The sequence below is a fragment of the Oceanobacillus sp. HCA-5259 genome (assembly GCF_037892815.1).
In the GTDB taxonomy this organism is placed as follows: Bacteria; Bacillota; Bacilli; order Bacillales; family Amphibacillaceae; genus Oceanobacillus; species Oceanobacillus indicireducens.
On record NZ_JBBKBV010000056.1, the window covers coordinates 1 to 12077 of the forward strand.

Here is a 12077-nt window from a genome sequence, read left to right on the forward strand (position 1 = left end):
GATCCAAATGAAGAAAACCACTCCGGAACCAAGAAAGCAATGACTGAAAAAATGATGATAATAAGCGCGAAATATTTACCGGCTATGTTACTTATTTTGTTGATTACATCCATGACTGATTCCCCTTTTGTTTGTGCTTTGTTGGTATGCTCCTATGTATAATTGAGATTGATAGTATCACTTTATTCGGATAATGTAAAGTGAATGTTTAGATAAATTAAACATTGGTGATCCGGAAAGAAATAATGTAACTTAAGCAAAAGGTTAGGTTTTACTTTTCTGCGGTAATATAAAAGGGCTCTTCCTCTTCTAGAAAAGCCCTTGATACGACTATAAAGTGAAACTCATTCAGTGGGGAATCCTTTCCCCCCACTAAATGTTAGTTGAACAGAAACAGGAATTTACGAACTGTTTCCCCCTTCACATATTAGGTTTCCTTCATGTTTAGAGAGGGGGTATTACAGACCGTTAATACGTGATAAATTGGTCATACAACATCATCAAAATTATACGTCGTATTGTATTCCGCAATATTTTTCATAGCTCGCTCCATGCGTTCCATTGCAAGCGCTCCATAATCTTCGCCTTTTGCCTCTTTATAAATCGTCCATAAACACCATAAATAATCTTGGAAAATTTCATGCAACAAAATACGCTGCATTTCTTCAGGTCTAGGATCGCGTCCAAAATAAGTTTTTAGGAAAAACAGTTGTTCTTCCTCTGTGAAAAATAATCTTTGAAACAATGTCGCTATATCCCACATTGGGTCAAACATTCCGCTATATTCCCAATCAATCAGATACAACTGATCTTTCTTATCTACTAAAATATTGGCAGGAACCGTATCTATATGACACGGAGCCTCTATCACTTCCATCGTTTCATACTCTTTTTTTAAGGCCAATATATGCTCTTTCATATGTGCAATCTTTTCCATCATGAAAGGTTGGACCTCTTGAACAAGGTTTTATAGTGTCCCATTAATCCAAATAAATCAAACCGATTGGTCATTGGCTTCTTAGAATAGTGAAGTCGCTGGAACAGGTTAATGATTTTTTGCATGATTTGACCTTCTCTTGCCAATTCTGGAGTTAATGCTTTCGAAGACTCTAATTTCCGAGTAATCTTTAGCCCACTTTCTATATCAAAATATATAAGTTCTGGATTTATTCCAATTTCTGTTCCATATATTAGATTATTCATTTCCGATTGGCGGTCAATTAATTCGTCAGTTCCTTTGCCAGCAATCCTTACGACATATTTTCCCCATTGACTGTGACAAAATAACTGTCATTTGTCATCCCACCGGGCGTCCGTCTCATATCTTCAATACTCGATACCGGAATATTCAGTGTATTTTCAATCAACGAGCTCATCAATTTTTTATCCATGTGACCCCCTCCATTTAATATTATTAGTACAGAAAACATGCATGCATTCGGCAGCAATTTTATTTATTGTTTCCTATACATTCAAAAAGAGCCAAAGGTGGGCTCTCTTAAATAAAAAATAGTATATGATTTACTGTATATATTATAACATATTCCCGCTTAATTGTAAACGTTACCATAACTGTCGTATCAACCTTTATACTCTCCCCCCTCACGATTCCTTATAAAAAATATATAAGAAGAAATGTTGAGAACCACTGGTAGGTACTAATAAAGTAACACGACAACCTAAACCAAAGATTTTAATGAAGCCTCCCAGAAGTTCACTGAACTTTTGAGAGGCTTTTCTTAGTTAAATAAAAGTGAGCCGGTGGTGCAGCTGGTCTGACCCTTTGGTTTTAAAAAAAACTCTTCTGGAATTCCGCTAAATATCAACTTCTAACCTGCCCATCTCCTGTAATACGCACTTTACTCGAAGTTAATGCTTTGAGTCCCATTGGCCCTCTTGCATGTAACTTCTGCGTACTTATTCCAATTTCCGCACCATATCCAAACTCGAATCCATCCGTGAAGCGAGTCGATACATTATGATAAACTGCCGCTGCATCCACATGTTGTAGGAACATTTCAGCATTTCGAGCGTCTTCCGTAATAATCGCTTCAGAATGCTTTGTTCCATATTGATTAATATGTTCGATTGCTTCCTGCGGTGAATCCACCACTTTAACACTAATGGCATGTCCGAGATATTCATTCGCCCAGTCTTCTTCCGATGCTTCAAGAACGTCAGGGAAATCTTCACGAACCCGCTCATCAGCATAAATCTGTACATCATTCACTTTTAACTTTTCTAAAAGCTCCTTGCCATATTCGGCAAACCAGGAAGCATCGATTAAAAGCGACTCAATTGCATTACATACGGATGGGCGTTGCAATTTCGAATTTAAAACAATCGCTTCTGCCATCGGTTGCTTTGCAGTTTGATCAATAAATACATGACAATTTCCAGCACCTGTTTCAATTACCGGTACGGTAGCTTCTCGAACAACCGTATCAATCAAGTTTTTACCACCGCGAGGTATTAATACGTCTAAATAATCATTTAACCGGAATAATTCGCTAGCTGTTTCTCTACTCGTATCCTCAATTAGCTGAACAGCATCAACGGGTAGTTTACTTTTTTCCATAGCACGGTGGATTGAGTTCACTAGCGCTAGATTGGAATTTTTAGCGGAGGAGCTTCCTCTTAAAATAACTGCATTTCCCGTTTTGAGTGTCAAGGTTGCTGCATCGACCGTAACATTCGGTCTAGCTTCATAAATCATCGCGACAACTCCAAGCGGGACACGTTTCTCCTCGATTTTCATCCCATTGTCTTTATGGATTGTTTCCAGGATTTCGCCGATCGGATCGTGAAGTACGATGATTTCCTCTATCGCAGCAGCAATCCCTTCTAGTCTTTCCTGATTTAACATGATTCGGTCCAATACAGATGAAGTAAGCCCACTTTCACGTCCTGCGGTAAGGTCCTTTTCATTTTCTTTAAGAATCATATCTTGATCGTTAAGTAATTGCGCTGCAATCAAGGACAGTGCTTCGTTTTTCTCTTCTGTTGTTGCGCTTGACATAGCATAACTTGCTTTTTTCGCAGCCTTTCCTTTTTGAATCACTTCACTCATGGTAATGCCTCCCCTATTTTTTCTACACTAACCCAACCGTCACGATGGATTACTTCGATAGATGGTGTGACTTTTTCTCTATCGCTATGGCTTTTGATCGTCTGCTCGAGTTCATCAGATGAACAGCTTATTTCTCCTTTTCCAAGTAAATCATGCATTCCATACACATGGACAACATCACCCTTTTCAAAGGTCCCGCTTATTTTTAATATTCCTGCTGAAAGTAAACTGCTTCCTTGATTGGATATTGCTTCTTCTGCTCCTTTATCCACATAAATTCTCCCCATTGCTTCAGAATGGAGCGCAATCCATTGTTTTCTCGTATTGATTGGAGCTTTGGAATGGCTCGCAATATACGTGCCATCGCCATTTCCTTGTAAAACTTGGATGAGTTTATCATGGCCTTTCCCGTGCCCGATAAAGACAGGAACGCCGAGCATCGTTGCGGTTTTGGCTGCGATTAGCTTTGATTTCATTCCTCCAGTGCCTACCTTCGATCCAGTCGAATCTGTATCTTGAATCATCTCTTCTGTTATTCCATCTAAGTAGTCATATTTTACTGCGGCGGGGTTCGTTCGCGGATTTCCATTATAAATTCCATTAATATCTGTTAATATAATGAGCTGATCGGCATGGATAAAGCCACTGACCAAAGCGGATAGCATATCATTATCACCAAATGTTAATTCTTCAACTGATACAGTGTCATTTTCATTGATGATTGGTATTGCGCCTCTTTCCAACAGTTCTGTCATCGTTGCATAAACATTTCGGTAGCGCTCCCGGTCTGAAAAGTCATCCCTAGTTAACAATAATAAGGCTACCCTTATATCGAAGGAACTAAATTTCTCAATATATGTCTGAATCAGCATGCTTTGTCCGATTGCCGCGGCTGCTTGTTTACCTTTTAGGGTTACCGGTCTTGAAGAATAACCAAGTCCGCGGAAACCTGCCGCAACTGCACCTGAAGATACCAGGATTACTTCATGGTTAGCTTCCTTTAGCGCAACAAGTGCACGAACATGTTCATCCAGTTTTTGCTGATCTATTTCACCCTTTTCGTTCGTAAGTGAACTACTGCCGATTTTGACTACAATTCGTTGTCTACGCATTTTCTGTTTCCTCCGTTTACTCTATTAACGCTTTACTTACTTTACAGAATAAAGTGATAAATCTGGTTATAATCCACCTAAAAAAGCCCCTTCATCCTATATTATAAGGACGAAAGGGCTTGCTTCCGCGGTACCACCATTACTTGAATGTATGCACATTCCACTTCATCAATAACGCTTGATCTCGCGCCCATGTGTTGCATGGGACTCCAAAGGCAGGTTCTGCAGGTTGTCTATGGCGGAATCTCTCAGCTTATAAATTCCACTCTCTTTCATAGCAAGTACTGCATACTATTCCTTTGTCACCGTTCGGATATATGTACACTATTATGGCGAGGAAAGATAAGATTGTCAATAGGGAACTGTTCAACGAGTTGCTTGGTTTGCTTTTCGCCTTGCCGGACCCGATGGATCAATTCATCAGGATGGAGCTGTGGCAGAGTAACAATATCGCGGACACTTTGTATCGTATGGTTCGCAGCATCTGTCAAATTCAGTGTTGTATTCTTAACATTTTGCAGTCCGTAATTAATATCATTTTCTAAAAAACTTTGCTCAATCCTTACATTTGGAATTAATTCAAACGACTGGATTGCTTGTTCCATCCGCTTCAATCCGTTTTCAAAATCAATTAGAATCTCATACAAATGGATTAAAAACTTCTCATGTGCTTCCTGAAAAAATGTCTAGCTTGTTTTCTTCTTCCTTCATACTGGAGAAAGTGGATTCAAACTGATCCGCAATAGATTTCAATTCCGATAATGCAGATTTTACTTTGGCCTCGTTCAGTTTAATTTCTTTAGTCATTGATTGCGAAGCTCCTCTCTTCTTTCTTTTAAAGCAGAAATACTTGAGTTGGTCGAAGCAATTTGTTCATGTAAGCTAGTGATTGATTGTTCGAGAGTCTCTATTTCTTGTTCTAATCTGTTCAGAACAGTGTTTAATTGAACCGTTCCAATGTCTTTATAACTCGCCAATAATTCCACGCTTCCAATTGAAGAGGGAGACTTCTTTTGGAAGTGTGTTAAAAAAGCTGGAGTCGAGAGGTTTCCCCCTGCGACTCCAGCTTTTTTCATAATTGATCAATCCCCAACAACAATCCCTTTTAATTCCCCACTCAACCTATTGATCTCTTCAATCGCCTCATTGATATTGGCAATTAACTCATGTTCACTTTCTATCGTAGCAACAATTTCCTCTGTGGCTGATGCATTTTCCTCTGAAATATTTGCCACACTTTCTATTTGGGCTTGAATATCCTTAAAGTTTCTTGTCGATGATTGTATCTCTTCCATCCCTGTAGCGAGCTCTTCATTTGTATACTGGAAAGAATCTCTTATCTCAGCAAAATATGCAGAAATTTCCTCTAATATTTTTTCTCCTTCTTTAATAGCAGATTCTCCTTGCAGTGATCGATCGTGCGCATTTCGCGATTTGTCAAAGAGTTCAGTTGTAACGTTTTCAATATCAACGGTTATATTGGCACTTTGTTCCGCTAATCTGCGAACCTCATCCGCTACAATCGCAAAACCTCTTCCATGTTCACCAGCACGAGCCGATTCAATTGCAGCATTCAGCGCAAGTAGGTTCGTCTGATCTGCGATATCCTTAATCCCCTGCAAGAGTGAATTAACGGTTTCTAGACTTGTCTGCAAATCATTCACCGTGACGGCAGTTGTACTTATTGCAGTATTTACAGTGGACATATGATTATTAAGCTGGCTGATCTTCTGCCAGCCTTCTTGCACGTTTTCGTTCATCGCCTCTGATTTATTTACAATATCCCGCGAGATCGAAATTGATCGATTTGCCCTCTCAACGGAATCCCCCATCGCTTCACTTATGGAACTAATACTACCCGCCTCTTCTTGAATTCCTGCTGCCATCTCTTCCACCGATTGATTAATTTGATGACTGGAATCGTAAATCGTTGTAATATTTGTGTTTAAATGGTCAATATTGTCATCCAGTGTATGCGTATTTTCCTCAATCGTATGTATGGTTGCTTGTAATTGCTCGGTCAAGCGCTGGGCTTCCATTTCCTTGCGATAGGACTCATCAATTAGCTCTCTTCCCCATTTCGTCAACAAGTATAAAGCAGCCATTATTCCATTAATTAACGCTAGTACCGTAATAAATCCTTTAAAGTCACTATCGATTCCGAGCAGCTCTTCCGGTTCGCTCAGATAGGTTACAATAAATGCAAGATTAACAATGCCAATAAATATAAGTATAAGTTCTTCTTTAAAATAGAGTGTCACCATTGCGATAGACAAAAGAATAATATAATGCTTATTTAAAGCAAAACCATCTAAATAAAACATTGATGTCGCAACAATTAATGGCAGTAAGGCGAAGATTAACCCTTTTACATATGGCGGAAAAGGTAAAAAATAATTAGCGACTGATAAAACAATAACTAAAACTCCCGCTATAATAATACTAACCGTGTCATCCACACCTCGTGAAGAAACAATTGGTACTACTAAAAGTAAAACGGTTGCAATCATCAGAAATAAGTTAACCTTATGAACACGCTGTGTGTTATATGTATCTTGTTTCATGCCAATCTCCTTTTTCTATTTTCTCATTCATCCCGCTTCTATTATCGGTTATCTGGGGTCAATGTTAAATCAAACTATAAATATATGTATTTATTCACTCCACATGATTTTTCCATAAAAGTACAGTATACTATCCTATGTTATCACAACTTATGTACTAGGAGGAAGCAATATGAGAATCGCAATTATGGGTGCAGGGTCCTTAGGGACAATCATTGGAGCATATTTATCTAAGAATAACGAACTAGTTGAGCTGATCGATGTTAATCAGGCGCATGTGGATGCCTTAAATCGATCGGGCGCTACAATTACTGGTACGATAAATGAAACGATCCCTGTAAAAGCAATCACACCGGACCAAATGGAAGGCCAATATAATTTAGTGCTTTTATTAACGAAGCAATTGTATAATACAGAGGTTTTGAAAAATCTCACTCCGCACTTAGATACGGATAGTATTGTTTTATCATTACAAAATGGAGTTCCAGAAGATTCCTTAGCTTCTATTTTAGGAAAGAAACGAATAGTTGGCGGATCAGTTGAATTTGGAGCAACGTGGGTCGAGCCCGGGGTATCTGAATTAACAACAGCTGCTGAGTCTTTCCAAGCAAATGCTTTCCAAATCGGTGAGTTAGATGGAACAACTACAGACCGCATTCAACAAATTAAAGGCATTCTTGATGCTGTAGGTAACACAACAATTTCTGCAAATCTCATCGGAACAAAGTGGGCAAAATTGCTAGTAAACGTCGCGATGAGTGGTATGTCCGCTGCTTTAGGTTGTACATATGGAGATGTTTTAAAGGATGAAGTTGCAGTAACGAGTGCTGTCATGTTAGCCGATGAAACGATTAAAGTTGGCACTGCATCCGGTGTCGAGTTTGACGAACTTGCTGGATTTAATTTAAACATCTTTAATATTGCTGCAGACAAATCGAACTTACCACAAGCTATTGGCTTTTCGAAAAAAGCATTTGGCCCACAAGCTTTACTGAAAGCAAGTATGCTGCAAGACCTTGAGAAGAAACAAAGAACGGAGATTGATTATATTAATGGGTTTGTAGCTTCGAAAGGAAAAGAAGTGAACATCAACACTCCGTTTAATGATTTACTTGTGCGATTGGTGAAGAAAGCCGAGGAAGGAAAAGGGCTTCCTGAATTTGATGAGAATCTTGCTTATTTTAGAGAGTTACTTTCTTAAATCACTTCATTTTATTATTTGCAAACACAGCTTTCATTATAAAAAATTTTATGTACTTTTCATTATACAACCATCGTTATTTTCGGTTTTTAGATACAATTACTAAATTGATTACAGACACCACAAGAGCCACAATTGAAATCATTAAGGCTGCAGCCACCATAATTTTCACCCTTTATGTTGATTTTTTTGAATAAAGAGGGTATGATTGACATAGATTATGGTTAGGAGGAGATTTTACTCCCCTCCCATGTGGTTTAGAACTCTAACGTTGTGAGCGTTTAGAGTTCTTTTTCTTTTTACGCCTTTTGTTGTCTCTGTCTAATAATATGACAATCAGATTAGTGATTGCTATTATCAGATTGACTACAGACGTAATCAGAATCAAAACCTGCTCCATACTTCTATGCCCTCCCTTCTATAAAGAGAGGGAAGGTATCATACCCTCAAGTCATTCCAATCTTTTAAGACACGTTCATAATATATTTTCTTCCTGCATAGCACTTACGACTCCCAAGTATGCTTATAATACTGTCGTAAAGTAGATATATAGGTTAAAAGCAGCGGCCGTACACCAGAAGAGTTACTCTTTTATTTAAAAATATTTCAAACAAAAATACTAGCATTATATTTGCTGGTCTGCCTCTTGGCGAAGAATTTACTTCCCTCATCCTCGCTCTCCTTCAAGTAAGTGGACGGGCCCCAAAAGTGTATGAGAAACTGATTGATCATATTAAAAAGCTTGATGGGACATATCACTTTGAAACGTACGTCAGCCTAAGCTGTCATAATTGTCAGTTGTTGTGCAGGCATTAAACGTAATGGCTGTCATAAATCCTAGCATTGCATTACCCACACCATGATTGAAGGCGGCGCTTTTAAAAAAGAAGTCAAAAGCAAAAATATCATGGCTGTACCTACCGTCCACCTCAATGGTGATGAATGGGGTGGCGGACGTATGGAACTGGAGGAAATCCTGAATCAATTAGGAAGCACAGCAGACCAATCCGAATTCGAGGATAAAGATCCTTATGATGTACTCGTTGTCGGTGGTGGACCAACAGGTGGCAGTGCTGCTATCTATGCCGCGAGAAAATGCATCCGCACTGGGATGGTTACAGACCGTTTCGGCGGACAAATTCTTGATACTAGCTCCATAGAAATCTTTATCAGTGTAAAAGAAACGAGTGGTGACTCGCTCGCTGCAAGTATTAAACAGCATGTCGACGCGTACAATATCGATGTTATGAACACACAACGCGTGAAAGATATCGAATCCAATCAAATACAGAAACCTTATTTAAGGGTTGTTAAATAATGGTTCATAAAGTAAGCTATCAAACTGGAATACATGGAAAGATGAACAAGAATTGCAGTGTAAACTAAACTATGTTAAGAAGAAAGCTTACACGCTTCTTACTAAAAGCTTAGTTTTACACTTTATTTATCTTCATTCGTCTAATTATTTTTAAAACATACACTTACAGATTTTAATTTGATATTCATTTTCTAATAGTTCCTTGGTGTTTTTAAGATCTACACTATATTCAAGAACTTTTTTAAAAATCTCTTCTTTTTCCTGTTTGTCCTTACAAAATTCAAGGCACTTTGATAGATTAAATAAATCAATTTTTATTTGGTTGAATTTTTTGATTTCGCTCACAATAGGGGATTCATTAGTCATAAAATCGTTCCTTTTTTGTGACTGTTGCTTTTTAATTTTTGATAGAATTCCTAAAATCTTATAGGGACTGTTCCCAATCACTTTGAAACTTTCTGTATCGGTTTCAATAATTGTAGTAGGAGTAAATTTTCCACCAATACTTTTAAAATCCTTTGCTGATGATACATCATTGATTATATCTCTCTCAATAAAATGAATCTTATTTTTGATCAACCATTTTTTTAATTCATTACAAGGTCCACAGGTAGGGTTAATAAAAACCTTTACAGAAGTTGTTGAATTCATTACTAATCCTCCTTATTATTGTACGTTTATATATATAAGTGAGGTTCGATAAATGAAAATCAAAAAAATAAATTAAAAACGTTTTAGTTTGGAAGAATTAAAACCACCTTTTAAAAATAAGAAGGGAAAAGAGGTGAAAATTAATGAACCACGATGAAGAAAAGAAGGTTGTGCTTCCTTTATCCGAAATATATTGTGCACCTGATCGAAGATGTTGTGGATATGGTAATGATTGTCCGGGTTTATACAAAGTTCTCCCTACTGGGCGTATAGTTTGGGAAGGTTGCGGCTGTTAACGCATAAAATGATTAAAATTGAAAGGATGAAATGAATGGCTATCCTAGTTAAATCGCAAGAATTAGAGATGACTAAGAAAAATGAACTGATTGAAGAGCTTAATCTCAGTAGAGACTTTGTTTTATTAATATCTGAAATACAAAAGCATCATAAAGATGTCGAAGTCAAAGAAACCGAAACAATGTCATTAACATTCGCTCCTGATAAGAATGGAGAAGGAGTTAAAGTAGCTGCTATCTTTGTTAGATTGCACGATGAAGTTATTATCCAAGCTCTGAAGCAAGGTGAGGATTTGCGTGTAAAAGCCCATTTTTCAACGATTAATGAATTTGGTGAAAAGATGGTAGTAAAAGCTATTGTAGAAGACGAAGAAGTAAAAATTGAGAATCAAATAGAATTTAATGCGGAGTATTTCTTGTTTGTAGAAGAACTTAAAAATCCACAAGGTGCGGATGAGATTTCTGAAGTAGCTCCGGCAGCTTGGTATGAGGGATGTTTGATCTTTTATAGTTCCGGGGAAGGTAAGTACTACTACTATAGATATTGTGGTAGTGGTTGTAATGGGAAAAACTTCACACAAACACCTATTAATCCACTTGATAGCTGTTGCCGGAGTCACGACCGTTGTTGGGCAAACTTCGGTAAGGGTGATGATGGATGCGACTATCAACTTTACACCTGTGCGAATCGTACTTCGGATCCAGGCTGGTGGATGATTGCTGAATTCGGTTTGTTATGTTCCCAAGGTAAGTTGGGGTCAGTTTGCTAAAATCGTGTAGAGGGAAAAGTTAAGTAACTTTCTCCCCCTCTCACACAGCCGTACATACGGTTCCTCCGTATACGGCGGTTTATATTACAGTGTGTACTTTTGAGTAGGAATCTAAGGCAAAGGGGATACTCCTTTGCCTTAATCGTTTATTGGACATTACTCGGTGAACGACCTTCGATAAAGCGATAGCCCTTCGGCAGTATGTTAAGCTTTAAGCTTCCCCTTCCTGAATACCAAGTTGAACCAATGATTTAATTCTTTTCTTACTACTCTTCCATTGTTTCCAAATGATGCTCGTAATCTAGATCGAAGTTTTGAATCTATTGCTCCAAGCACTACCTTCATGTTAGCAATTTTAAAATAGTTAACCCAACCGTAAATGACCTGTTTCAGTTTTCTCATATCTAAAGAAATGCTTCAATTCCGTCTCGTCAACTGACGCAATTTTCTTTGGAAATTCTGGATTGAATGTTGATTTGGTCTAGATTGACATTGCTTCTTATTGGAATCATAGTAGAAACTGCTTTTGAGTATCCTTTTTTCTCTAGTGGTTGGTTGATGTATACCCCCACAGTGGACTTGCACCACTTAGATAGTCGCCATGCCTTACGCACAAATAAAAAAGCGAAGGACTACTCCCTTCCCTTTCCATTTTTATGCCCCCAACACTTTTCCTAGATAAAAGAAAAATCCATAAAAACCTAAAGATGAAACACATAGGCTTAAGACAACTATAGAAAGAATATTATTGAGTAAGTTATTTGTTCTGAAATTCTTTATAATATATACTGCAAAGGCTATACCTACTAAAAATAAGAAAGGCCAAAAATATGAAATTACATTGAAGGAAAAATAATTGGATGTCGAGTTGATTATAAAAACTACACAAGCTGACACAAAAACTAAGAAAACTATTGGGGTAAAAATCAATTTCATTTTCTTTGTGTTCATTTTAATCCACTCCTGTTATTTTAAATACTAATTGAATGAATTTCATAATTCACAGTCCTTGTCTCCCAACGGTCTTGAGAGTTGAAAAAAGAAGCACCCAAATCTTGTATAATGGTAATAACGACAAAACCATAAAAAGACTGG

General features: G+C 37.7%; 14 protein-coding genes and 1 pseudogene. 3 read left to right on the forward strand and 12 right to left on the reverse strand.

Features of this window, described 5'->3' with window-relative positions:
* Positions 1-487 precede the first annotated feature (487 nt).
* The 9 genes from WKU33_RS18300 to WKU33_RS18340 form a co-directional block, all read right to left on the reverse strand.
* Complete coding sequence (locus WKU33_RS18300; RefSeq protein ID WP_156856947.1) at positions 488-940, reverse strand: phosphotransferase family protein; 453 nt, start codon at positions 938-940, stop codon at positions 488-490.
* On the reverse strand, positions 937-1203 hold the full coding sequence (locus WKU33_RS18305) for a hypothetical protein (RefSeq protein WP_255454388.1): 267 nt from the start codon (positions 1201-1203) through the stop codon (positions 937-939). Before WKU33_RS18305 ends, WKU33_RS18300 begins: the two co-directional genes overlap by 4 nt.
* A gap of 47 nt (positions 1204-1250) precedes the next feature.
* Positions 1251-1391 carry a hypothetical protein gene (locus WKU33_RS18310; protein ID WP_336252056.1) on the reverse strand — a complete coding sequence of 47 codons (141 nt, stop codon included), beginning with the start codon at positions 1389-1391 and terminating at the stop codon, positions 1251-1253.
* Positions 1392-1822: 431 nt separating this feature from the next.
* Entirely contained in the window at positions 1823-3070 is a 1248-nt protein-coding gene (locus WKU33_RS18315; protein ID WP_156856944.1) for a glutamate-5-semialdehyde dehydrogenase, read from the reverse strand.
* The gene (gene proB, locus WKU33_RS18320; protein WP_156856943.1) at positions 3067-4182 is read right to left on the reverse strand and encodes a glutamate 5-kinase; all 1116 of its coding nucleotides are present in this window, start codon (positions 4180-4182) and stop codon (positions 3067-3069) included. Before proB ends, WKU33_RS18315 begins: the two co-directional genes overlap by 4 nt.
* Before the next feature lie 302 nt (positions 4183-4484).
* Positions 4485-4829: a T7SS effector LXG polymorphic toxin gene (locus WKU33_RS18325; protein ID WP_188856897.1), complete on the reverse strand. Its 345-nt coding sequence runs from the start codon at positions 4827-4829 to the stop codon at positions 4485-4487.
* Between the two features lie 16 nt (positions 4830-4845).
* Positions 4846-4989, reverse strand: coding sequence for a DUF5344 family protein (locus tag WKU33_RS18330; protein WP_156856941.1), 144 nt, complete (start codon positions 4987-4989; stop codon positions 4846-4848).
* Positions 4986-5258 carry a hypothetical protein gene (locus tag WKU33_RS18335; RefSeq protein WP_156856940.1) on the reverse strand — a complete coding sequence of 91 codons (273 nt, stop codon included), beginning with the start codon at positions 5256-5258 and terminating at the stop codon, positions 4986-4988. The genes WKU33_RS18330 and WKU33_RS18335 overlap by 4 nt, the downstream gene beginning before the upstream one ends.
* A 6-nt stretch (positions 5259-5264) precedes the next feature.
* Entirely contained in the window at positions 5265-6746 is a 1482-nt protein-coding gene (locus WKU33_RS18340; protein WP_340456011.1) for a methyl-accepting chemotaxis protein, read from the reverse strand.
* A 172-nt stretch (positions 6747-6918) separates the two neighbouring features.
* Here WKU33_RS18340 and WKU33_RS18345 point away from each other — a divergent pair, with 172 nt between their 5' ends.
* Together WKU33_RS18345 and WKU33_RS18350 are read left to right on the forward strand one after the other, a co-directional pair.
* Positions 6919-7947: a ketopantoate reductase family protein gene (locus tag WKU33_RS18345; RefSeq protein ID WP_340456013.1), complete on the forward strand. Its 1029-nt coding sequence runs from the start codon at positions 6919-6921 to the stop codon at positions 7945-7947.
* Between the two features lie 624 nt (positions 7948-8571).
* Positions 8572-9235: pseudogene (locus WKU33_RS18350) on the forward strand (thioredoxin family protein); the annotation flags it as partial.
* Between the two features lie 180 nt (positions 9236-9415).
* On the opposite strand, the gene WKU33_RS18355 reads toward WKU33_RS18350, so the two are convergent.
* Complete coding sequence (locus WKU33_RS18355; RefSeq protein ID WP_336252061.1) at positions 9416-9916, reverse strand: glutaredoxin family protein; 501 nt, start codon at positions 9914-9916, stop codon at positions 9416-9418.
* A gap of 331 nt (positions 9917-10247) precedes the next feature.
* Here WKU33_RS18355 and WKU33_RS18360 point away from each other — a divergent pair, with 331 nt between their 5' ends.
* A complete protein-coding gene (locus WKU33_RS18360; RefSeq protein WP_336252062.1) occupies positions 10248-10982 on the forward strand; it encodes a hypothetical protein in 735 nt (244 codons plus the stop codon).
* Positions 10983-11186: 204 nt separating this feature from the next.
* On the opposite strand, the gene WKU33_RS18365 is transcribed toward WKU33_RS18360, so the two are convergent.
* Together WKU33_RS18365 and WKU33_RS18370 are read right to left on the reverse strand one after the other, a co-directional pair.
* Positions 11187-11384: a group II intron maturase-specific domain-containing protein gene (locus WKU33_RS18365; protein ID WP_336253608.1), complete on the reverse strand. Its 198-nt coding sequence runs from the start codon at positions 11382-11384 to the stop codon at positions 11187-11189.
* Between the two features lie 252 nt (positions 11385-11636).
* Entirely contained in the window at positions 11637-11933 is a 297-nt protein-coding gene (locus WKU33_RS18370) for a hypothetical protein (RefSeq protein WP_336252063.1), read from the reverse strand.
* Positions 11934-12077: the final 144 nt, after the last annotated feature.

Coding starts and splice junctions, on each gene's coding strand:
- proB (WP_156856943.1), bottom strand. CDS start 4,182: ATGCGTAGACAACGAATTGTAGTCAAAATCGGCAGTAGTTCACTTACG.
- WKU33_RS18345 (WP_340456013.1), top strand. CDS start 6,919: ATGAGAATCGCAATTATGGGTGCAGGGTCCTTAGGGACAATCATTGGA.
- WKU33_RS18335 (WP_156856940.1), bottom strand. CDS start 5,258: ATGAAAAAAGCTGGAGTCGCAGGGGGAAACCTCTCGACTCCAGCTTTT.
- WKU33_RS18315 (WP_156856944.1), bottom strand. CDS start 3,070: ATGAGTGAAGTGATTCAAAAAGGAAAGGCTGCGAAAAAAGCAAGTTAT.
- WKU33_RS18360 (WP_336252062.1), top strand. CDS start 10,248: ATGGCTATCCTAGTTAAATCGCAAGAATTAGAGATGACTAAGAAAAAT.
- WKU33_RS18370 (WP_336252063.1), bottom strand. CDS start 11,933: ATGAACACAAAGAAAATGAAATTGATTTTTACCCCAATAGTTTTCTTA.
- WKU33_RS18305 (WP_255454388.1), bottom strand. CDS start 1,203: ATGAATAATCTAATATATGGAACAGAAATTGGAATAAATCCAGAACTT.
- WKU33_RS18310 (WP_336252056.1), bottom strand. CDS start 1,391: ATGGATAAAAAATTGATGAGCTCGTTGATTGAAAATACACTGAATATT.
- WKU33_RS18330 (WP_156856941.1), bottom strand. CDS start 4,989: ATGACTAAAGAAATTAAACTGAACGAGGCCAAAGTAAAATCTGCATTA.
- WKU33_RS18355 (WP_336252061.1), bottom strand. CDS start 9,916: ATGAATTCAACAACTTCTGTAAAGGTTTTTATTAACCCTACCTGTGGA.
- WKU33_RS18300 (WP_156856947.1), bottom strand. CDS start 940: ATGATGGAAAAGATTGCACATATGAAAGAGCATATATTGGCCTTAAAA.
- WKU33_RS18365 (WP_336253608.1), bottom strand. CDS start 11,384: ATGAGAAAACTGAAACAGGTCATTTACGGTTGGGTTAACTATTTTAAA.
- WKU33_RS18340 (WP_340456011.1), bottom strand. CDS start 6,746: ATGAAACAAGATACATATAACACACAGCGTGTTCATAAGGTTAACTTA.